The organism is Nitrososphaerota archaeon, from assembly GCA_029785825.1.
Lineage (GTDB): Archaea > Thermoproteota > Nitrososphaeria > Nitrososphaerales > Gagatemarchaeaceae > UBA183.
Genome location: JAFLYY010000001.1, coordinates 223,139 through 244,515 on the forward strand (window position 1 = coordinate 223,139; position 21,377 = coordinate 244,515).

Annotated in this window: 22 protein-coding genes; 12 read left to right on the plus strand and 10 right to left on the minus strand. The window is 61.7% G+C overall.

Annotated elements, in window-relative coordinates; genetic code table 11:
* Positions 1 to 37: 37 nt before the first annotated feature.
* The 4 genes from gcvPA (at position 38) to JRN21_01210 (ending at position 4,391) form a co-directional block, all read left to right on the plus strand.
* Positions 38 to 1,426, plus strand: a complete 1,389-nt coding sequence (gcvPA, locus tag JRN21_01195) for an aminomethyl-transferring glycine dehydrogenase subunit GcvPA (GenBank protein ID MDG6987923.1) — start codon at positions 38 to 40, stop codon at positions 1,424 to 1,426.
* 1 nt (position 1,427) lies between these two features.
* A complete protein-coding gene (gene gcvPB / locus JRN21_01200) occupies positions 1,428 to 2,900 on the plus strand; it encodes an aminomethyl-transferring glycine dehydrogenase subunit GcvPB (protein ID MDG6987924.1) in 1,473 nt (490 codons plus the stop codon).
* A gap of 40 nt (positions 2,901 to 2,940) precedes the next feature.
* Positions 2,941 to 3,255 (plus strand): hypothetical protein, encoded by a 315-nt coding sequence (locus tag JRN21_01205; GenBank protein ID MDG6987925.1) that lies wholly within the window; start codon positions 2,941 to 2,943, stop codon positions 3,253 to 3,255.
* Between the two features lie 107 nt (positions 3,256 to 3,362).
* A complete protein-coding gene (locus JRN21_01210) occupies positions 3,363 to 4,391 on the plus strand; it encodes a hypothetical protein (protein ID MDG6987926.1) in 1,029 nt (342 codons plus the stop codon).
* 12 nt (positions 4,392 to 4,403) lie between these two features.
* Here the strand turns inward: JRN21_01210 and metG are convergent, their stop codons facing one another.
* The 6 genes from metG to JRN21_01240 all read right to left on the minus strand — a co-directional run bounded on the left by metG (position 4,404) and on the right by JRN21_01240 (position 10,250).
* Positions 4,404 to 6,107, minus strand: a complete 1,704-nt coding sequence (gene metG, locus JRN21_01215) for a methionine--tRNA ligase (protein MDG6987927.1) — start codon at positions 6,105 to 6,107, stop codon at positions 4,404 to 4,406.
* A 40-nt stretch (positions 6,108 to 6,147) separates the two neighbouring features.
* Positions 6,148 to 7,371 (minus strand): adenosylhomocysteinase, encoded by a 1,224-nt coding sequence (locus tag JRN21_01220; GenBank protein ID MDG6987928.1) that lies wholly within the window; start codon positions 7,369 to 7,371, stop codon positions 6,148 to 6,150.
* Positions 7,368 to 8,108 carry an MTAP family purine nucleoside phosphorylase gene (locus JRN21_01225; protein ID MDG6987929.1) on the minus strand — a complete coding sequence of 247 codons (741 nt, stop codon included), beginning with the start codon at positions 8,106 to 8,108 and terminating at the stop codon, positions 7,368 to 7,370. Before JRN21_01225 ends, JRN21_01220 begins: the two co-directional genes overlap by 4 nt.
* On the minus strand, positions 8,101 to 8,631 hold the full coding sequence (locus JRN21_01230; GenBank protein ID MDG6987930.1) for an adenine phosphoribosyltransferase: 531 nt from the start codon (positions 8,629 to 8,631) through the stop codon (positions 8,101 to 8,103). Before JRN21_01230 ends, JRN21_01225 begins: the two co-directional genes overlap by 8 nt.
* Positions 8,631 to 9,437, minus strand: a complete 807-nt coding sequence (locus tag JRN21_01235) for an S-methyl-5'-thioadenosine phosphorylase (protein ID MDG6987931.1) — start codon at positions 9,435 to 9,437, stop codon at positions 8,631 to 8,633. The genes JRN21_01230 and JRN21_01235 overlap by 1 nt, the downstream gene beginning before the upstream one ends.
* Positions 9,438 to 9,764: 327 nt before the next feature.
* Complete coding sequence (locus JRN21_01240) at positions 9,765 to 10,250, minus strand: DUF393 domain-containing protein (protein ID MDG6987932.1); 486 nt, start codon at positions 10,248 to 10,250, stop codon at positions 9,765 to 9,767.
* Positions 10,251 to 10,333: 83 nt separating this feature from the next.
* Here JRN21_01240 and JRN21_01245 point away from each other — a divergent pair, with 83 nt between their 5' ends.
* Both JRN21_01245 and JRN21_01250 read left to right on the plus strand, forming a co-directional pair.
* Positions 10,334 to 10,750 carry a translation initiation factor IF-2 subunit beta gene (locus JRN21_01245; GenBank protein ID MDG6987933.1) on the plus strand — a complete coding sequence of 139 codons (417 nt, stop codon included), beginning with the start codon at positions 10,334 to 10,336 and terminating at the stop codon, positions 10,748 to 10,750.
* Between the two features lie 2 nt (positions 10,751 to 10,752).
* Positions 10,753 to 11,064, plus strand: coding sequence for a DUF424 family protein (locus tag JRN21_01250; GenBank protein MDG6987934.1), 312 nt, complete (start codon positions 10,753 to 10,755; stop codon positions 11,062 to 11,064).
* Here JRN21_01250 and dnaJ read toward each other — a convergent pair.
* From dnaJ to JRN21_01265, 3 genes are read right to left on the minus strand one after another with little or no spacing between them, the layout of a single operon-like run.
* A complete protein-coding gene (gene dnaJ / locus JRN21_01255; protein ID MDG6987935.1) occupies positions 11,061 to 12,131 on the minus strand; it encodes a molecular chaperone DnaJ in 1,071 nt (356 codons plus the stop codon). The genes JRN21_01250 and dnaJ overlap by 4 nt on opposite strands.
* Before the next feature lie 11 nt (positions 12,132 to 12,142).
* Positions 12,143 to 13,990, minus strand: a complete 1,848-nt coding sequence (dnaK, locus tag JRN21_01260) for a molecular chaperone DnaK (protein MDG6987936.1) — start codon at positions 13,988 to 13,990, stop codon at positions 12,143 to 12,145.
* On the minus strand, positions 13,983 to 14,522 hold the full coding sequence (locus tag JRN21_01265; protein ID MDG6987937.1) for a nucleotide exchange factor GrpE: 540 nt from the start codon (positions 14,520 to 14,522) through the stop codon (positions 13,983 to 13,985). The genes dnaK and JRN21_01265 overlap by 8 nt, the downstream gene beginning before the upstream one ends.
* Before the next feature lie 75 nt (positions 14,523 to 14,597).
* Between JRN21_01265 and JRN21_01270 the strand changes: the two genes are divergently transcribed.
* From JRN21_01270 to JRN21_01295, 6 genes are all read left to right on the plus strand, one after another.
* Positions 14,598 to 15,371, plus strand: coding sequence for a serine protein kinase RIO (locus tag JRN21_01270; protein ID MDG6987938.1), 774 nt, complete (start codon positions 14,598 to 14,600; stop codon positions 15,369 to 15,371).
* Entirely contained in the window at positions 15,368 to 15,967 is a 600-nt protein-coding gene (locus JRN21_01275; GenBank protein ID MDG6987939.1) for an RNA-binding protein, read from the plus strand. Before JRN21_01270 ends, JRN21_01275 begins: the two co-directional genes overlap by 4 nt.
* A gap of 3 nt (positions 15,968 to 15,970) precedes the next feature.
* A complete protein-coding gene (locus tag JRN21_01280; GenBank protein ID MDG6987940.1) occupies positions 15,971 to 17,740 on the plus strand; it encodes a DNA topoisomerase VI subunit B in 1,770 nt (589 codons plus the stop codon).
* Positions 17,688 to 18,800 (plus strand): DNA topoisomerase IV subunit A, encoded by a 1,113-nt coding sequence (locus JRN21_01285; protein MDG6987941.1) that lies wholly within the window; start codon positions 17,688 to 17,690, stop codon positions 18,798 to 18,800. Before JRN21_01280 ends, JRN21_01285 begins: the two co-directional genes overlap by 53 nt.
* A gap of 62 nt (positions 18,801 to 18,862) precedes the next feature.
* Positions 18,863 to 19,072, plus strand: coding sequence for a hypothetical protein (locus JRN21_01290; GenBank protein ID MDG6987942.1), 210 nt, complete (start codon positions 18,863 to 18,865; stop codon positions 19,070 to 19,072).
* A 5-nt stretch (positions 19,073 to 19,077) separates the two neighbouring features.
* Positions 19,078 to 20,118 carry a hypothetical protein gene (locus tag JRN21_01295; GenBank protein ID MDG6987943.1) on the plus strand — a complete coding sequence of 347 codons (1,041 nt, stop codon included), beginning with the start codon at positions 19,078 to 19,080 and terminating at the stop codon, positions 20,116 to 20,118.
* Between the two features lie 8 nt (positions 20,119 to 20,126).
* On the opposite strand, the gene JRN21_01300 is transcribed toward JRN21_01295, so the two are convergent.
* A complete protein-coding gene (locus JRN21_01300) occupies positions 20,127 to 21,110 on the minus strand; it encodes an NAD-binding protein (protein MDG6987944.1) in 984 nt (327 codons plus the stop codon).
* Positions 21,111 to 21,377 lie beyond the last annotated feature (267 nt).

Sequence of the window (21,377 nt, forward strand, 5' to 3'; positions counted from 1 at the left end):
CTACGTTCTTATTTTAAGCGTTTTTCGGACCTAAGAAATGCAAGGAGGCCGAAGGCACCATCCCTTCCTCCCGAACCTCGACGAGGGGCTTGTCAGGAAGATGCTCCAGAAGGCGGGAGCCGCCGACATCGAAGACCTGTTTTCTGACATCCACGAGAATGTGAAACTGAAACGGAAGCTGAGGATACCAGAAGCGGAGTCGGAGTATCTGGTAAGGCGTGAGACCCTGACCCGGCTGTCAGGGAACGTCACCCCTCCGGGCGCACTGTGCTTCCTGGGCGGCGGGGTGTGGCCGCACTACGTTCCGGCGGCCGTGGAGTCGATAACCTCAAGGCAGGAGTTCTACACCGCCTACACGCCTTACCAGGCCGAGGTCAGCCAGGGGATGCTACAGGCGCTTTTCGAGTACCAGAGCCTGATGAGCGACCTGCTGGGGATGGAGGCCTGCAACAGCTCGCTATACGACTGGGCTTCTGCCGCCGGAGAGGCGGTGAGGATGGCCGCAAGGGTCACAGGGAGGAGGAGGGCGATCCTCGCTGCCAGCTCTGGACCTCGCAGGAAGGACGTGATACGGACCTACACCCGCCCGATGGGGCTTACCCTCGACACCGTCGGGTTCAGCAAGGCCGATGGGACACTCGACCTGGATGGCCTCGGGCGAAAGATCTCCGACGACGTCGCCTGCCTTTACGTGGAGTGCCCCAACTACTTCGGGGTCATAGAAGAGGGCATCGCCGAGGCTGCCGCCAAGGTGCACGCCGCAGGAGGGCTTGTGGTAGTCGGGGTCGACCCGATCTCTCTGTCACTGGTGAAGGAGCCCGGGGCCTACGGGGCCGACATAGTCGTAGGAGAGGGCCAGCCCCTCGGCATCCCCATGAACTACGGAGGCCCTCACCTGGGTATCTTCGCCGTCAAAGATATCAAACTGGCAAGGAGCATGCCGGGGCGGCTCATCGGGCTCACGAGCCCCGTCTCTGACCCGGGGCGCAAGGCGTTCGCCATGGTCCTGCAGGCGAGGGAGCAGCACATCAGAAGGGAGGCTGCGATGTCCAACGTCTGCACCAACCAGTCCCTCATGGCGGTCGCCGCCGCAAGCTACCTCTCCCTTCTCGGGAAGGAGGGCTTCCGGAGCCTGGGGGAGAGCGTCATCTCGAATTCTCACTTCGCGGCGAAGAGACTCTCGGGCGTCAAGGGGGTCAGGTCTCCACACTTCGGCGGAGCTTACTTCAAGGAGTTCGTCGTCTCCTACCGGAAGGCGAAGGCTGAGACGGTCTACCGTAAACTCGCAACGAACGGCGTCCTGGCCGGATATCCCATCGGCGACGAGTTCGGGCTCCGTGCGGAGGCGGGGCTCTTCTGCGTCACGGAGGTCCACACCAGGGACGACATCGAGCGGCTGGCTGGGGCGCTGGAGGAGGCGGTATAGGATGAAGTTCAGGCAGGCCGAGTGGGACGAGCCCCTCATCAAGGACCTGAGCACCCCCGGGAGGGTAGGAAGCTCGGTCCCTGTCGACCCTACGATCAGGTCAAGGTTCAGAGACCCTTCGTCCCTTGTCCCTGCGGCCATGAGGAGGGAGTCGCCCAGGCTCCCTGAGCTCTCGGAACTCCAGGTCCTACGGCACTTCAACCGCCTCTCGCAGATGAACTTCTCAGTTGAACTAGGGATGTACCCTCTTGGGAGCTGTACGATGAAATACAACCCAAAGGTCTCTGAGATCATCGCTTCCTCCGACGGGATGAAGAACGCACACCCGCTCCAGCCGGACGAGACCGTCCAGGGGCTCCTCTCGATCTTCTACGAGCTCGAGCGAGGGCTCTGCGAAGTCACCGGGATGGACCGGTTCTCCCTTTCCACAGCCGCGGGCGCCCAGGGTGAGCTGGCGGGCGTCCTGATGATCCGCAGCTTCCTCTCGGACCACGGGGGAGAAGCGAGAGACGAGATACTTGTCCCGGACTCCGCCCACGGGACGAACCCGGCGAGCGCAGCCATGGCCGGCTTCAGGGTGGTCAAGGTCCCGTCCGACGGCAGCGGCCAGGTAAGGGCCAGCGCGGTAAAGGAGCTCTGCTCTGACAAGACGGCGGGGATGATGTTCACCGTCCCCAACACCCTGGGCCTCTTCGAGTCGGAGGCCGCCGAGGTGTGCGACTCCGTCCACGACGCTGGCGGGCTCATGTATTACGACGGCGCGAACATGAACGCCCTCCTCGGCAGGGCGCGTCCTGCGGACTTCGGTTTCGACGTGGCTCACCTGAACCTCCACAAGACCTTCGCCACCCCCCACGGCGGCGGCGGCCCCGGGGCCGGACCGGTAGGAGCGACGGGGCGCCTGGCCGAATACCTGCCCGTGCCTGTCGTGTCGAAGGGGAAGAGGGGGTACTCCCTCGACTACGGACTCAAGCACTCCATAGGCCCCCTCAAGGGATTCGTCGGGAACTCGGCCGTTCTCCTCCGCGCCTACGTGTATATGCGCCTGCTCGGCGCCACGGGGCTGAAGGACGTGTCATCCCTGGCGGTGCTCGCCGCCAACTACCTCTGGAAGAGCCTCGACCCGGATGCCTTCCCGGTCTCACACGGGGCAGACCTCCGCAGGAAGCATGAAGCCGTGGTGTCGGTGAAGAGCGAGCTCCCTGGAGCAGCCATGACGGTGGCGAAAGCCGTCCTCGATTACGGCATGCACGCCCCCACGGTGTACTTCCCCCTGATCGTCCACGAGGCGCTGATGATCGAGCCCACCGAGTCAGAGCCGGTGGAAGTCCTCGACGAGTACGCCGCCGCTCTTAACGAGATCTACGGAAAGATGAAGGCCGGCACCCTGGGGGATGTCCCACGGAACACGAGCGTAGGGAAGGTCGACGATGTGAAAGCTTCCCACCCGCTCACCCTGAAGGTCCACTGGTGACCCAAAGGTCTTATAGGCTCAGAAAGTCAATAGCTGCAGATTGCCCAGCGAACTCTCCAGGCGCGTAGGGGAAAAGCTCGACGAGCTCGTGGACGAAGAAACCAAGAGGAGGTTCGGAGAGCTGAACATAGTGACCGAAGTCTCGGAGATGGCCACCGGCTCCATCAGAATCGGGTTCCAGCCTCTCTCGGCCTACAGCCCCATCGCTGTCGACACCGGCAGGAGCATCAGGGCGGCGGCACTGTCAGTCGACGGTGTCCTAACGGTCAGGGTGGAGTGCTCAGGGCATATGCTGGACGAGCTGGTCAACAGGCTTGTCAACGAGGAACAGCCCGGCCCGCGGGTCAGAAAATAACCCGAGCCTATCAACGGACTTGGGGTAAACAAAAACTACTTTGTCGTCAACAATATTGAGTGGTGGCCTTGTTTATTCGCGCCAATACCTAGGTGTGCGCTCCGGACATGATCGCCCAAAACAGCAGAGGTGTCGCCGCAGTAGGTATTGGAAGTGCAGGGACTAGGATCGTCTCCCTGCTGAGCAGAAAGACACTGGTAGTCGACAGATACGCCTACGTTTCCTGCGACAAGGAGGACTTCTCGCCCGTTGACTCAGGGGACTCCATCCTCATCGAGTCTCCCATCGACCAGAAGATGACCCCTTCGATGGTGCGCGGGCTCTCCATCCGTTACAGGCAGAGGATCAAAGACTCCATCGGGGGGTCCAAGGTGGTCCTGGTTGTGGCAGGGCTGGGGGGCGCCACGGGGAGCGGCCTCGCTCCGGTGGTGGCGGCCGTGGCGGCCGAGTGCGGGGCAACCGCGATTGGGGTGGCGGTGATGCCGTTTGATTTCGAGAAGAAGATGAAGTTCTATGCGGGGGTCTCTCTGAGGCGCCTGCGGGCCGCGTCGAAGGGGGTGGTGGTGGTCGACAACGACACCCTGATGCACTCCTCGCCCGAGGACTCGACCCTGGCGGACCTCTACGACTCCGCTAACAAGGCAGCGGTCAAGGCCCTCGGCTCGCTGCTTGCTGCGTCGGGAGAGGGCTCTCGTCCTGTCGGGCTCAACAAGTTCCTGGGCGCTGTGATACAGGACGGTTATTCCCTGCTGGGGGTGTCCAGCAGCGGAGGGGATGAGAAAGCCGAAGACGCGCTGGCGGGTGCCGCTGTTTCCCTCGGGAGGATAGCGGAGACCAGGGACGCCAGCAGGGCGGTCGTGAGCCTGAACTCGGATGACTTGCTTTCGGCCCGCGAGGTCGGCCTCGCCGTCGGGAGGCTCGGGTCCATAATGGACAACGAGGCGCTGGACGTCGAATACGGCGTAGACTACACCGGCTCCGCCCAGCTCCAGGTCAGCGTCCTCGCCTCAGGGTTCAAGTCAACAAAGTACGACGCCTACGATCCTCTGGCTGCGGTGCTCGGCACACGGGCGCTGGATGACGAGATGGACACGGCGCTCTCCGAGGGGCTAGAGTCCATCCAGCCCTGCGACTGAACCAGGACCTTCTTAGGCTGTGAAGTAGTCCTTCATCGGCCTGCTCCGGGTCGCGAGGGCCTTCGCCTTCTGGATCTGGTCCTCCTCCAGCCTCTTGAATGGGACTTGGGGAGCTGCCCCGATCTTGAAAGCCCTGCGCGGCTTCCTGGCCCTCCCCAGGCTCCTGTCGTCGGTGCAGAGCAGGTCTAGGATCTTCTTCGCCGAGCCGGGGAGGAACGGCTGTAGCAGAACCCCGATTTCCTCGGCGACCAGGAGGCACGTGTGTATCACCTCCTCGCACTCGCCCCTGTTCTCCTTGACCAGCTTCCACGGCTGTTTCCGCTGGAAGAACTCGTTACCGAGGTCGGCCACTGCGAGCACCCTGGAAAGGGCGTCCCTGAAGTGGACGCTCTCAAGGAGCCCCTCGGCCTCCCCGGCGAGAGTGGAAGCGCGGTGCAACAGCTCCCGCTCTTCCGCGGTCCACCCCCTCCTGGTGACCTCTCCTCCGAAGTTGTTCCAGGCGAAGGTGGTCGTCCGATGGATGAAGTTCCCTATGTTGGCCACGAGCTCGTTGTTGACCCTGCTCTTGAACTCCTCCCACTTGAAGTCGGTGTCTCGAGTCTCCGGTATGATGTGGACCAAGTAGTACCGCCATATGTCCGGGTCCAGCCCTGCCTCGGGGACGCTCTCGCAGAACACCCCGCGGTTCCTGCTCTTCGAGATCTTGTCCCCCTCATAGTTGCAGAACTGCAACCCGACGACGTCGTAGGGGAGGTTGAACCCGCCGTGGGCGAACAGCATCCCGGGCCAGAAGATGGTGTGGAACGGTATGTTGTCCTTCCCGAGGAAGTTGTAGACCTTTGTCCCCTTGTCCAGCCAGAATCCCTTCCATGCATCCTCCTTGCCGGACGCCGCAGCCCACTCCTTTGTCGCCGAGATGTATCCGATGGGGGCGTCGAACCAGACGTAGAACACTTTCCCTTCGAATCCTTTCAGGGGGACGGGGACCCCCCATCGCAGGTCTCGCGTGATGGACCTCTTCTTCAGCCCTTCCTTGAGCCACCCTTCGGCGAGCGCCACGACCTGGCTCCGCCAGGCCTTCCTTGTGGAAATCCACCCTTCGAGCCTCTTCTGGACCTTCCCCAGCTCCAGGAAGAGCTGGCCGCTGTCCTTGAAGACGGGGGTGCTCCCGTCGACCTTGCACCTGGGGTTGACCAGCTGTATGGGGTCTAGGAGGGTCGAGCAGTTTTCGCACTGGTCGCCTCTGGCGAACTGGTAGCCGCATACAGGGCAGGTCCCCTCCACGTATCTGTCAGGGAGGAAGATCTTGTCCTTCTCGCAGTAAGGGAGCCGCTGGACCCCCTCGCTGACGTACCCTTTCCTATAGATGACCCGGAAGAAGTCCTGCGTCGAACTGTGGTGGGTCGGGTTCGAAGTCCTGGAGAAGTTGTCATAGGAGATTCCGAACCACTCATAGATGGACTTGTGGACCTCGTAGAGCTCGTCCGTCAGCTCCTTCGGGGTTATCTTCAGCTCCAGGGCCGAGACTTCTGTGGGGGTTCCGTTCTCGTCCGTCCCCCCGATGAACGCCGTCTCCATCCCCTTCAGCCTGCAGTACCTGGCGAAGATGTCTGCCGGGAGGTGCGAGCCGACGAGGTTCCCGATGTGGGGGACCCCATTCGTGTACGGCAGGGCGCACAGAACAAGCACCCGCCCCTTCTTCGCTCTCCTGACCACGGCTCGTTTCGTCTCCCCGTGTTTCAGTATAAAGATTGGTCTAGATGTTCCAGCTCTTCGCGTATTCCTTCTGCTCGGTCGTCTGCTTCCCGATCGATATCCCCATCGATTTCAGGGCGGCCCTGGCGACCTCGTCCTCGAGCTCAGACGGGACCCCGTACACCTTCCGCTCCATCTTCCCGTGGTCCGAGTGAATCCTGATGGCTGCCATCATCTGGTTCGCGAACGACATCTGCATCACCTCGGGGGGGTGCCCTTCGGCGGCGACCAGGTTCGCAATCCTCCCCTTGGCGACGAGGTAGACCTTCTTCCCCGACGGTAGGGTGACCTCGTCCACGTTCGGTCTCACTGCCTTGACTCCCTTCGCCTTCTCCATCAGGGTCTTGACGTCTATCTCGACGTCGAAGTGCCCTGCGTTGGCCAGGACGGCTCCCTCTTTCATCTCTGCGATTGCGCTGTAGGGAATCACGTGCTTCATCCCGGTCGTGGTGACATACAGCTCTCCCTCCTTCGCAGCCTCCTCTATGCTCGTCACTTCAAAGCCGTCCAGATGGGCCTCCAGGGCCCTGATGGGGTCGACCTCCACCACCGTGACCCTCCCTCCCATGCCATGTGCCCGCATGGCGACCCCTCTTCCGACCCACCCGTACCCGACCACGACCACCTTCTTTCCTGCCAGCAGCAGCGCGGTGGCCCTCATTATCCCATCGATGGTGCTCTGGCCCGTCCCGTATCTGTTATCGAACATGTGTTTCGTCTTCGCGTCGTTCACCGCTATGACGGGATATGACAGCTTCCCCTCGGCTTCGAGGGCCTTCAGCCTTACGACCCCCGTGGTCGTCTCTTCTGAGCCTCCCACGATCCCCTTGGCCTTGGCCACATGGGCTGCCACATGGAGGTCGGCCCCGTCGTCGATTATCTGCTCCGGGCGGGTCCCCAGCACCTCTCTGATGCACCATTCATACTCCTCTGCCGACTCTCCCCTCCAGGCCCACACGTCCGTCCTGGTGGCGAGGTAGGCTGCGATGTCGTCCTGAGTGGACAGTGGGTTGGCCGCGGCCAGCTTCACCTCCGCCCCGCCGTTGAGGAGCGCATCAATCAGCACGGATGTCTCCTTTGTGATGTGGAGGCAGACCCCGATCTTTATCCCCTCGAGCGGCTTCGCCTTCGCATATTTCTCAGCGAGCGCGGCGACGGTCCCCATGTGGGCCTTCGCCCACAGGAAGTTCCTCTCCCCGTCCTTGGCCAGCTTTCCATCGGCTATTTTGGTCGTCTTTGTTCTCCCCTCATCCCCAAAATCGCCTCCTCTATCAACTGTTTGACCCTCTTCCCCGACCGTCTCATCACCTCAAGGACCTCCTCGTGACTCACCTTGGGCTGGATCCCGGCAGCCCAGTTGGTGGCGACCACCACAGACGCGTACTCCATCCCCATCTCGTTGGCCAGGACGACCTCGGGTACCCCTGTCATCCCGACCACGTCCCCGCCGAGCATCCTGTACATCCTGATCTCCGCGGCCGTCTCGAACCTGGGACCTTCAGCGCAGACGTAGACCAGCCCGGGCTTCAGCCCGACCCCGAGCTCCCTTGACGCCGCCAGGAGCTCGCCGTTGAGGCGCTCGCTGTAGGGGTTTGTCATGTCTGTGTGCACGACCCGGCGCTCGTAGAACGTCGTCTGCCTCCTCTTGGTGAAGTCGAGGAACTGTCCGACCAGCCCGAGGCCCCCCACCTTCAGCTGCGGGTCCATGGACCCGACGGCACTGCTTGTTATCACCGACCTCACCCCCAGCTGATTGAGGGCAGCGATGTTGGCCCTGTAATTGATGCCATGGGGAGGATTCTTGTGGGCCGCCCCGTGCCTGGGGATCACGACATAGCCGCCAGGCTCGTACACCATAGCACGCCCGTAATGCGTGTCGACTGCCCGGGCGTTCCGGAGGTCAAAGTGCTGGGTGACCCCCGTCCCTGTGATCACCCCAATCCGCGCCCTTTCCCTAGTCATACTTCGAAATCGAGTGGACCTGGTATCCTGTCAGCTTCTCCCTGCCGTTCAGGAACCCGAGCTCTGTGACGAAGGAGAACCCCACCACCTTCCCTCCGAGCTTCTCTACTAGGGTCCCTGCCGCCTTGGAGGTCCCCCCAGTGGCCAGAAGGTCGTCTACCACCAGCACCCGGTCCCCCTTTTTTATCGAATCCGTATGTATCTCCAACCCCTGCCTGCCGTACTCCAGCTCGTAGCTCACGCTCACTTTCTTGGCTGGGAGCTTGCCCACCTTCCTCGCGGGCACGAATCCGATCCCGAGCCTGTCCGCAAGGGGAGCTCCGACGATGAACCCCCTCGCTTCTATCCCGACTATCTTGTCCAGCTTCTCGCCCTTCCACCGCCGCTCCAGGGCGTCGGCGACCCTTTTCGAGAGCTTCCCGTCCCCCCAGAGGGTGGTCAGGTCCTTGAACCCAATCCCTTTCTTGGGGTAGTCGGGGATGTTCCTGATCGCTTTCTTCACGTCGTCTTCCAGCTTGGCCATCAGGCGCTCAGCCTCGCATGCTCCAGAGCGGACCCACAGTCGCAGCTGCGCTCCTCGGGGACGTGCCTGACTATCTCGACGATCAGTCTCCTGAGGTTCTCGAGGTTCCTGTTGAAGACCTGGATGACCTCGCCGTGGGACACCGGCTTCACGGTCGGGTCACCCTCCAGGCCGGCGTCGTAATCTGTCACCAGCGATATGTTCAGGAAGCACATCTCCTGCTCCCGGGCGAGCACCGCTTCGGGGTACTGGGTCATGTTGATGACGTCCCACCCCTGGCGCGAGAAAAACCTGCTCTCGGACTTCGTCGAGAACCTCGGCCCTTGGATGACTACCACCGTCCCCGTGGGGTGGTACTTGAGCCCCAGCGTTTCAGCAGCCTCCGCCGCGACCTTCCTCATCTCGGGGCAGTAGGGCGACGCGGTACTGACGTGGGTGGTCTCGGGGCCGTCGTAGTAGGTGTCCTTCCTCCCTGTGGTGAAGTTGACGAACTGGTCGCAGAAGACGAGGTCACCGGGGCACACTTCCGCCTTCAGGCTCCCCACCGCGTTCGGCGCGATGACCCTGGTCACGCCCAGCTTCTTGAAGGCGAACACGTTTGCCCTGTAAGGGACCATGTGAGGCGGGAACTCGTGATGCAGCCCGTGTCTCGGGATGAATGCCACCTTCTTCCCCTCTATCTCGGAGAGGGTGACGCCGGCGCTCGGCTTCCCGTATGGGGTCCTGACGGCGACCCCCCTTGACCTCTTCGCGAACCGATAAAACCCCGAACCGCCAAAGACCCCGAACTCAGCCTTCGGCTTCACGGTCGGCCCTCCCCTGTTTCTGATTTAATCTTTTGAACCTGCCAGCTGGCGCAGAGGTCATGCCTGCTTCGACCTGACGCTCGAGAGTCCCCTCCCCTCGGGCCCCTTTTCTGAGGTGGCTTGGGGCCTGCCATGGCCATACGCCTTACCCACGAGGCCGTCCCGGGAGCGTTCCTCCTCCCCGCCAGGGGCTTCTGACCGGCTGGGCTTCGCTTGATCCTCTGGTCGCTTGTCGCCGGTGCCCTGCCTCTTCAGACCCTGGCTCGGACTCATCGCGGAGAGGAGGTTCTCGGAGATGTGGACAGCTGCTGGCGGGCCGGTCGGACTTCACGCTCGCCCCATCACTCTAGTCATAGCCACGGTTCCCCGTCTGGAAAGACGGCGTCGTGCCAACCGGGCACATTTCCGTGGCGGGGGTAACGCCAGGGCCCAGCCGGAACTCCCTGGGCTCGCGCACATCCTCCCCGAGTCGTGCGCCCTGGAGAACACCCCGTATACGAACCTCGCTGCCCGGGTCCCTCCAGGGACCGTAACCATCGCCCATGACGTGAGCCTCCCTGCCGGTAGGACTCGTGTTAAGGCGGGGATTGCTTCCGCGCCGCTCTGGATTTCGCCGCCGGGGGATACCAGGTGGAACGATTGATGGCGCAGCCGGGCCGGGACGCCCTCCAGAACCCCCGTGCGGTCTGCAACGGCCAACGAAACGAAAGAGAGGTTCCTCCCAGCATCGAGGAACCCGACCACGCGCCGGAACCGGGTGCAGGGCCCACAGTCGGCGTCGTAGGCCAATGTGTATCCCCTCATCGGGGGCAAGGAACGCCTCCGGGTAAAAAGGACATCTCGGGACCCTTCGAGGGCCAGAAGACTTGAAATACTGTCCGCAGGCGATTGGCCAGATGCCGGGAACCTACGAGGACCTGCTTTCGAGGGCCAGGGCCGGGCTCGACAAGGACGCCAAGAAATCCGGAGCCCTGAGGCTCGAACTTCCGGAGCCCGACGTCATCTGGGTCGGCAACAAGACAATTTTCCGCAACTACGCGGAGTTCCCGAAGATGCTGAGGCGCGACTCGGGGAGGGTCCTGATGTACCTCGCCAAGGAGCTCGCCACCGCCGCCTCACTGGACGGCGACAGGGCGATATTCATAGGGCGCAAGGACCGCGACTCCTTCTCACAGCTGCTACAGCGCTACGTGAAGGACGCCGTCATCTGCCCAGTCTGCGGGAGCCCAGACACCCACCTGGATAAGGAGAAACGGATGTGGTTCATGGTCTGCGAAGCCTGCGGCGCGCGTTCGGTGGCGAAGGTAGCCTAAGCTTGGGGGAGAAGGGGTTCTCCGTCAGGACGGCGGAGTATAAGGGGACCATCCTAGTCAACATCTGCGACGAGGAGCTGGTCGGGCGGACGGTCAGCGAAGGGAATCTGAAGGTTCACCTGTCCAAAGAGTTCTACTCAGGGGAGGTCGTGAGCGGCGGAGAAGCGCTCAGGCTCATCCGCACCTGTTCCATCGTCAACCTCGCAGGGACCAGGTCGGTCTCCCTCGCCGTGAACAACAGTGTGGGGACCGCCGAGGCCATCAGGGAGATAGAGGAGATACCGTTCCTGATGATCTACAAATTTTCGGGCTAGCCGGATTCCCTGAATTTCTTCAGAAGGTCCTTCTGCCGGTCCGACAGCTTCTTCGGCACTTCCACGGTCACTGTGACGTACTCGTTCCCGATGCCCCTCCCCCAGGCGCCGAACTTCGGGAGCCCCTTCCCCTTGATCTGGAACCGCTCCCCGGGCTGCGTACCGTGGGGGATCTCCAGCGTCACGTCCCCGTAGAGGGTGGGGATGGCAATCTCGGTCCCAAGCGTCGCTTCAACTATCCCTATGCTCTTCTCGACGTATATGTCGCTGTCTTGCCTAACGAAGGTCTCGTGGGGGACAACGTTGATCACCACGTACAGGTCCCCCGGGGGGAGCCCGCTCTCTCCGACGTTCCCTTCCCCCCTAAGCCTGAGAGTGTAGCCGTCTTCGATTCCTCCTGGGACCATCACTCTGATCTTCCTCCTCCTCTCGACCGTCCCCCTTCCCCGGCAGTCCCTGCAGGGGCTGTCAATCAGGTGCCCCCTCCCCCCGCATTTACCGCACGCCATGACGCGCACGAGGCGGGCGAACCCGGCGGACTGGACCTTCTGGACCTGGCCGGTTCCCCCGCAGGTGCCGCACTGGCGCGGCGACGTGCCAGGCTTGGCTCCGCTCCCGTTGCAGGTGGGGCAGACCTCGTCCCTTGGGACCTCCAGCTCCTTCTCCGAGTCGTGCACGATGTCTTCCAGGTTGAGCTGCAGGTGATACGTCAGGTCCTCCCCGCGGGTCGGCCGCCTAGGCCCACCTCCGAAGAACTGCGAGAATATGTCGTCGAACCCGCCGAACCCCCGGAAGAATTCGCCGAAGTTGGCCCCTCGGAAGATGTCTTCCTGGCTGTACCTCTGGTAGACCCCCTCCCTCCCGAACGAGTCATACTGCCTCCGCTTCTCGTCGTCCGAAAGGACGGCGTATGCCTCGGATATCTCCTTGAAGCGCGCCTCGGCTTCGTGGGACTTGTTCCTGTCAGGGTGGAACTGCAGCGCCAGCTTCCTGTATGCGTCCTTAATCTGGTCCTTGGATGCCCCTTTCTGCACCCCGAGTACTTCGTAGTAATCCTTGGCGGCCAAAGAGAGACCCGCTACTTTCCTTCGTCCACTACCTTGTAGTCAGCATCGCCGACCTTGGCACCGTCCCCGGGCGCGCCTGGGGCCGCCTGCTGCTTCTGGGCCTGCTGCTGGTACAGCGCTGCGCCGACCTCCTGGAGGACCTTCTTCAGGGCTTCATTCTTCTCCCTGATCTGGCCCGAGTCCTGCCCCGAGACCGCCTTCCTGAGCTCCGCCACGGCGGCGTCCAGCCTGTCGATGTTCGCCTTGTCGACCTTCCCCTCCAGATCCCTCTTCGTCCTCTCTGCCGTATAGAGGACTGAGTCGGCTTCGTTCCTCAGCTCTGCATCCTCCCTCTTCTTCTTGTCCTGGTCGGCGAACGATTCGGCCTCCTTGATCAGCCTCTCCTTCTCGTCTTTGGAGAGCTTGGTGGACGCAGTGATTGCTATCTTGTTCTCCTTCCCGGTCCCCAGATCCTTCGCCCCCACGGTGAGGATGCCGTTGGCGTCGATGTCGAACGTCACCTCGATTTGGGGGACCCCCCGCGGCGCCGGCGGGATGCCAGCCAGGTTGAACATTCCCAGAGACACGTTGTCTGCGGCCATGCTCCTCTCCCCCTGGACGACATGAATCGTGACGGCGGTCTGGAAGTCTGCAGCCGTCGTGAACGTCTTGCTCCGCTTCGTGGGAATCGTCGCGTTCTTCTCTATCAGGTGTTCGGTGACCCCTCCGAGCATCTCGACCCCGAGCGAGAGCGGGGTCACGTCGAGGAGTAGTATGTCTTTGATCTCCCCCGCCAGCACCGCTCCCTGTATGGCGGCCCCTATGGCAACGGCCTCCATCGGGTCCACCCCCCTCTCGGCTGGCTTCCCGGCAACCCCCTCTACGAAATTCCTTACGAGGGGCATACGGGTCATCCCGCCTATGAGGATCACTTTGTCCACCTGGTCGGGAGTGAGCTTCGCGTCGTCGATCACCCTCCTGATGGTCTGTTCTGTTTTCGCGACTATGGGTCTGGACACCTCTTCCAGCTTCGTCCTGGTGAGGGTGTAGTGGAGATTCTTCGGCCCTGAAGCGTCACTGGCGATGAACGGGAGGTCGATGTCTGTCGCCGTCAGGTTGGAGAGCTGTATCTTCGCCTGCTCCGCCGCCTCCTTCAGCCTCGCCATCGCCGTCTTGTCTGATGTGAGGTCCACCCCTGTCTTCGAACGGAAGTCGTCGAGGAGGACCTGGATTATCGCCTTGTCCACGTCCGTACCGCCTGTCTGGGTGTCTCCTGAAGTGGCTAGGACCTGGAACACCCCCTTCCCGAACTCCATTATCGTGGCGTCATGGGTCCCTCCCCCGAAGCTGAACACGAGGATCTTCATCTCCTTCTCGGCCTTGTCCAGCCCGTAGGCCAGAGATGCCGCCGTCGGCTCGTTGATTATCCTCACGACTTCGAGCCCCGCTATCTCCCCTGCGTCTTTGGTCGACTGACGCTGGTTGTCGTTGAAGTGGGCGGGGACCGTGACCACCACTTTCTTAACCGGATATCCGAGGAACACCTCGGCGTCCTTCTTGATCTTCTGAAGTATGTAGGAGCTGAGCTGCTCAGGGGTGTAGTCCTTCCCGGACAGAGTGACCTTGTAGTCAGTCCCCATCTTCCTCTTGACCTCGAAGACCGTGCCGTCTGGGTTCGTCACGACCTGCCGCCTTGCAGGTTCGCCCACGAGCAGCTGCCCGTCCTTGGTTATCGCCACCACCGAGGGGAACATCTTGCCGGCCGGGGTCGCACCCTCGGCGCTCGGTATCACCACCGGCCTCCCGGCTTCGACAACAGCCGCTGCCGAGTTGGTCGTTCCCAAGTCTATCCCGAGTATCTTCTCTCTGGCGCTACTCACTTGCCTTCGCCTCCTCGGCCGCCGCGGACGCCAATTCAACCTTTACCATGCTCGGCCTCAGCAGCTGCCCCCTGAACGTATAGCCGGGCCTTACCACTTCGACCACCAGGTCCGGCCCGTCCCCCTTCCCTTGGACTCTTTCTACCGCTTCGTGGACCGCAGGGTCGAAGGGCATTCCGACGGCCTCAATGGGTTCCACCCCCACCGACTCCAGCGCGGAGCGCAGGTTCCCTCTCACCATCCTTATCCCCTCTGTCAGCTCATCGTTCTCCGACCCTTCTGCGTGCTTCAGGGCGAGGTCGAGCTCGTCCAGGACGACAATCAGCTTCGACGCCAGCCCTCTGGTCAGCCCCTCACCCGCCTCTCTGACCTCCCTGTCGGCCCTCTTCCGATAGTTCTCCAGGTCCGCCTGGGCGTACTTCAGGCGCGTAAGGAGCTCCTCGCTGCGCTTCCGCTCCTCCGCGAGCAGGGTTTCCAAGGGTTCGGCGTCCCTGGTGGCCCCACGGCTGTTCTGATTGTCACTGGATCCCAACTAAAGCTGACCCTCCGAAGGATTTTTTCGTGCTTCCTCTCATACGTATAAATTTTCCATGGCCAGGGGTCCACCGTGGCCCAGCCGGACGAGTCCAGCAAGATGAGGGAGCGGCTCCTCCGCTTCGAGCGGGAGAGCAGGTACCTGAGGAAGGATTCCGACCAACGAAAGGTAGTCGAGGAGGTCTTCGACAGGTCGACCCTCCTCGCGGTGGAGGATCTGATATCCAGGAAGGACCTGAGGGAGCTCCACGGGGTGGTCCGCGCCGGGAAGGAGGCGAGGGTGTACTTCGGCGAGGACCCTGCCGGTGCCCCGGTCGCCGTCAAGATCTATCTCGTCTCCGCTTCCGACTTTCGGAAGCGACTGGGATACATAGCTGGAGACAGGAGGTTCGGGAAGCTGCCGTCGGGGTCGAGGGAGACCGTCTACCTGTGGACCCGGAAGGAGTTCAAGAACCTGCAGCTCGCCGCGGCCTCTGGGGTGAGGGTCCCACGGCCGGTCGCCTTCCTGAAGAACATCCTCCTGATGGAGTACATAGGGGAGCCTCCGGAACCGGCCCCAACGTTCGCGGAAACCGAGGTCGGGGAGTCTGATTACGAGTGGACCTTCGGGGTGATTGGTACCCTCTGGAAGAAGGCGAAGATGGTACACGCCGACTTCTCGGAGTTCAACGTCTTCAAAACGGCTGACGGGCCCATCCTCTTCGACATGGGCTCGGCGGTCCTCTCGACGCATCCCCAGTCGGGAGAGTTTCTGAGGAGGGATGTGTCGAACATGGTCAGATTCTTTAGGAAGCGCGGGATTGAAGGGAGGAACTCCGATGAGTGGATGGACAAGATCCTGACATGAGCTTCGAGCAGGTGGTGCGGATTCCGGTTGAAAGGGTGGGGGCTGTGATCGGCAAGGAGGGGGCGACCAAAAGGTTCCTCGAAGGGGAGATGAGGGTGGAGCTCGAGGTTGACAGCCGCGAGGGCCTGGTCACGCTGAGGTCCGACTCGGCCCTCGGGACCGACCCGATCTCTGCGACCAGGGTGATAGAGGCGATCGGTAGGGGATTCTCTCCCCAGAAGGCGAGGCGGCTCTTAGATGAGGACATCGCATTGGAGGTCGTCGACCTCAGGGACTACTCTGGGGGGAGCCCCAAGTCGCTGGAGAGGATACGGGGGAGGGTGATAGGGCTCAAGGGGAAGTCGAGAAGGGTCATCGAGGAGCTGACAGGCTGCCAGCTTTCGGTCTACGGCCGGACGGTCGCCATCATCGGAGAGGCTTCACAGGTCCGGCTCGCTTCCCAAGCCGTCGGGTCGTTGGCTACCGGGAGCCAGCACAAGACGGTGTACAACTCCCTCCAGAAAGCACGGACCAAGCGTAAGATGGAGCGGATGTTCCTCTGGGAAGGGACGTCCCCGGAAAACATCGAGGAGAAGTTGGAGAAACTTGGCCATTAGCATATATCCGGTTCTCGTAGATACCAGCGGGGGCGGGCACCGGGCGTCGCTAGAAGTGAAGGAAAAACAATTGTCGATTTTAGCAGAGCCGGTAAGGACGACGGCGGGCAGCCGGAGCACCCCGGCTGTCGAGCATGGAGGCGACGAGAACTGAGCAGCAGAGCTACCTTCGCGGAGATCTCTCCCTCAGAGTTCTTCTACCGTAACCGAGACCTGGCGGGATTCACCAACCCGGCCCGGGCGCTGTACATGGCGATCAGGGAGCTGGTCGAGAACTCGCTCGACTCGGCCGAGATGGCAGGCACCCCACCTGATATCTACGTCAAGATAGTGCCAGAAAACCCCAATCCGGAGCTGCAGGACCCCAAGGCCTACAAGCTGACGGTCATAGACAACGGCACCGGGGTGGCCCCGCAGCACGTACCCAGCGCCTTTGGGAAGGTGTTCTACGGCTCGAAGTACGTCCTCAGGCAGTCTAGGGGGATGTTCGGCCTCGGAGGGACGATGGCCATACTCTACGGCCAGATCACGACCAACCGCCCTGTGACCATAACGACTTCCCCCGACGGGAAGAGGAAGTACGGCTTCCAGATGATGATTGACATCGGTGAGAACAGGCCCACGGTCCTCAAGCGGTTCAACAGCGACGCGAACGGTACGACGGGGACCAGGGTCGACATAGTCCTCGAGGGTGACTACCTCAGGGCCTCCCAGAAGATAGGTGATTACTTCAAGCAGACAGCCCTGGTCGCGAGCTATGCCAACCTCACCTTCGTAGACCCCACGGGCCAGATTACCTTCTACGAAAGGGCCACCACGTCCTTGCCAGTCCCGCCAAAGGAGACTCTCCCTCATCCTTACGGGGTCGACGTCGAGGCGTTCAAGCGCATAGTCAAGATTTCAGAGGAGCACGACATGAAGTCCTTCATGGTCACCCACTTCCACAGGGTGGGAGACAAGATAGCGACGAAGTTCCTCGAGTTCGCCGGGGTCAGCCCCAAGCTCCCGCCCAAGAGGTTGAACACCAACCAGATCGTCGCAGTGGTGGACGCTCTGCAGCGGTTCCCCGACTTCCTACAGCCGGACGCCGCCGTCCTCTCCCCCATCGGAGAGGAGATACTCCTCGCCGGGATCAACAAGGAGCTAGCCCCTGAGTTCTCCACAGTGGTCGCCAGGCCGCCGTCGTCCTACTCGGGTTTTCCCTTCTTGGTAGAGGTGGGGGTAGCCTACGGCGGGAAAGTCCTCCAGCCTGGGGTGAAGCTCTTCAGGTTCGCCAACCGGATACCCCTGCTCTATGACGAGAGCTCGGACGTCAGCTTCGAAGTCCTCAACGAGGAGGTAGACTGGAGGAGATACCACGTCCCGTCAGAGGCGCCGGTGGGGGTGATTACCCACATTGCGAGCACGAGGATCCCCTACAAGACGGTAGGCAAGGAGTACATCGCCGATCGCCCGGAGATACAGAGAGAGATCAGAAACGCCGTGAGAGAGGCGCTGCGCCGCCTGGGGATATTCCTCTCCCGCAAAGGGACGATGGAGGCGGTCCAGAAGAAGATGAACATCTACGGCAAGTACTTGCCGCTCATCGCCCAGTTCTCCACGGAGCTCGCGGGGAAGAGTGACCTTCCCGACTACAAGAAGCTCATCGGAGAGGGAGGGGCAGCCGAAGGGGCCGCTGAAGGAGACGAAGGGGCTGAAGAAACCATGAACGGTGGAGAAGATGTCAACAAAGAAGAGAGCCAAGAGACAATCGACAGGTACGGCGGAAGCTAGGCAGTCCACCGCCCAGGGGCTCCTCCGGGGCCTCGGAGGGAGCGTGTACAACGACCTCTACGACGGGCGCTTTCCGAGCCTCACCCTCGCAAGCAGATCGGTCCGCAACATCGTCTACGACAAGAAACTGCAGCAGTTCGTCCTCGGGGCCACTACGGTGAAGAAGTCGTCCGGGAACATCAAACACATCCGCCCGTTCACCCAGCTGGTCTGGCTTGCCTATTTCGCCAAGAAGCTGGTGGACGAGAAGCGTACCTCCACCCTCAGGGACGTGTTCTACTCGGCCCAGGCGTTCAACGTGGAGTTCCAGGACCAAGCCGAGTCGGACGAGCTGATCACCGACCTCGAAGTGCTCATGGGGATGGCCCGGGAGGGGATGAACATCTATCCGGAGGAGAGGAGCGCTATCTTCGGGAACATGACGATAGAGTACACGGTGCCGGGTTACGAAGGGAAGCGGGCTGACCTCTCGGCAAACCCAGACGGCGTCATGATCGGACCTGCGCTGACGACCGCGGAGTTCAGAGACACGGACGCCGAGGTGGTCCTCGCCATAGAGAAGGGCGGCCTGTTCACCAGGTTCATCGAAGAGCGGGTCCACCAAAGATACAAGGCCATCCTGATCAACACCGCCGGCCAGCCTCCTAGATCCACCCGCTATCTCATACGGAGGCTGAACCAAGAGCTGGGCCTCCCCATCGGGATACTCTGCGACGCGGACCCCTGGGGGGCTCATATCGCGATGGTGATAAAGTCCGGGAGCGCGAACGCCGCGCATCTGCGCGAACTTACCACCCCCAACTCGGTCTGGCTGGGGGTCTACGCCAGCGACATCCAGAAGTACAAGCTCCCCTCAGACAAGCTCACCGAGGTCGACGTAAAGAGGCTCTACGAGCTCAAGGCGGACCCTAGGTACACCGAAAAGATGTGGCACGACGAGCTCGAGACGTTCCTGAAGTACAGGCGGAAGAGCGAGCAGGAGGCCTTCGCCAGGTACGGGCTGAGCTACATAGTCGACACATACCTTCCCGAGAAGCTCGAAATGATGAAGAGCGCCTGAGTGCGGTTCCAATCCCAAACAACTTCTAAATACCCTGAGGGACCGCCCGGCCGAGAAGCAATTTGACCATCGAGGCCCAGCAGTCCAGGGTCGACGCCATGGTGAGGCTTCTGGGGGTAGTGATACTCCTCTTCGGGATCCTGATGATCTACTACACCTATGCCAACTCTGGGGTCGCCAGCATAGCGCCGGAGATAATCACGATCAACTACTCTCTGGGAATCCTGATGACCATAGTCGGAGCCTTCGCCACTCTGGCGAAGTTCAAGTGAGAGGCGTGCCGATAAAAATAGCAGTAGCCGGGGTGGGGAACTGCACCTCCGTCCTAGTTCAGGGGCTGAGGTTCTACTCGGGAACCGACCACAAAGGTCTCTGGCATCCGAACGTGGCAGGGTTCAGGCCCAAGGACATACAGCTGACTGCTGCGTTCGATATCGACTCCAGGAAGGCCGGACTCGAACTCTCCAAAGCCATCTTCGCGCCCCCGAACGTCGCCCGGCGGTACCTCTCGATTCCGAAGGGCAAGGTCATCGTCCACCCCGGCATCTCAAGGGGGGACGTAGCCCCTCACCTTTCCGGGGTAAAGCTCGAGCGGTCCACCTCCGAAGAGGTGTCCAGGCACCTCGAGGAAGCAGGCGCGGACCTCCTGGTCAACGTGGTGTCATCCGGCTCCGACGGCTCTTCGGAGGAGTACGCCCGCGCAGCCCTGCGGGCCGGGTGCGGGTTCATCAACTGCACCCCCAGTCCGGTCCTGAAGAACAACAAGCTTGTCGCCGACTTCCAGAAGGCCAAACTCCCTCTGATAGGAGACGACCTGATGAGCCAGTTCGGGGGGACCGTATTCCACAAGGGGCTCCTCGGGCTGATGGTGAAACGGGGCGTCAAGGTCTCGAAGAGCTACCAGCTGGACGTGGGAGGGGGCTCAGAGACCCTCAACACCATCGACGAAGGGATCAAGTTGGCGAAGAGGGAGGTGAAGACAGCCTCTGTAGCCTCCGAGGTCCCGTACAAGTTCGAGACAATCGCCGGCACCACCGACTTCGTCGATTACATGGGGAACGAAAGGACGAGCTACTTCTGGTTCGAGGGGAGCACCTTCATGGGTTCCGGGACCTCGGTGGACGTCTACCTTCGCTCGTCTGACGGCGCCAACGCGGGTAACGTGCTCTTCGACGTAGTCAGGGCAGCCTACCGCTGCATGAAGATAGGGAGGCTCGGCACAGTGGGGGAGATCTGCGCGTATGGCTTCAAGTCTCCGCCGAAGCCAGCCCATTTCGAAGAAGCTTACACGAAGTTCGCTGCCCTCTATGTAAGGTAGGGACCGGGCTACAGCGCTTCAGCTTCTTCTTCCAGTTCGTGGAGTCCCGCAGGGTCCCCGAACACCAGCAGAGTGTCGTCCACCTGGATGGTGAGGTTCGGGTCGAAGACGTTCTGGATCAGTTCCCCTTTCCTGACCACGCCTATGACATGTGCGAACTTCGTCAGGTCGGGGAGCTTCTTCCCTAGCAGTTTGGAGGATTTGAAGACCGAGAACTGGGCTATCTCCTTGGTCCCGACCCTCTCTGAAAACACTATCCCCACCAGGTCTCTGGTGACGGCAGACAGCGCCAGGAGGTGCCCGACGGAGACTGACGACGGGACCACCACGTCTGCGCCTGCGTCCTTCGCGGTGCCCGTCAGTTGTTCGTCGTGGACGACGGAGATAATCCGGATGTCGGGCCTGAGGCGCCTTGCGCTGAGAGTCGTCAGCATGTTCTCCGGGTCCTTGTCGTGGGCGGCGATGAGAGTCGAGGCGTTCCCGATTCCCGCTTCCTGCAGTGCGGCTATGGGCCTGTTCTCCATCTGCAGCACCGCCATCACCTTCTTCTTGGTCAGCGACTCGTAAATGGCCCGGTCGTGGGAGACCACGACATAGTCGACCCCTATCTCCCCCAGCTTGTCCGCCACGTACCTGCCGAGGTGGGCGTACCCGAACACTATCACATGGCCCTTCATTCTCTTTAGCATGCTCTTTTCGGCCTCCCCTCTGGCGAGGTCACCATTGACCACGGCGTTTACGGTCGCCTGCAAGAGAGAGGCTGCCGCGCCGACGGAGACGACGATCGTCACTATAAGGAGGATGATTTCGTTTGCAGGCATCGAAGGGATGTTCCCGCCATGGGGGACGTAGAGCCCGATGGTGGTGATGGTCGAGACCGATGCGAAGAGGGCGTCGAGGATTGAGAGCCCGGGCTCGTAGTAGTAGAAGACAGCGGTCCCCAGGGCGAACATCCCGACCAATATGACGAGCTGCCTGTACAGCGCCTTCAAGAGATAGGTCGGAGCGTACATCGACTGATAGAACAGGAAGCCGACGGTCCTGGTGTGCCTCTTGCTCTTTCGAACAATGGGGCCGGCTGGTGGGGGTGTCTGCGTAGGTCCGCGGGCGGCGACGCCGTTTTTGAGGTTTCGGGGCCCCTCCGGTTCGACGACTTTGGACAGAGCTTATCCTTGCCTTGGATTCCTTCCCTTCGGCCACCGGTTCTCCGTACGTGATGGTCCTTGAGTAGAGCCCGGGTTGTTCCCTCATGAGCGCAT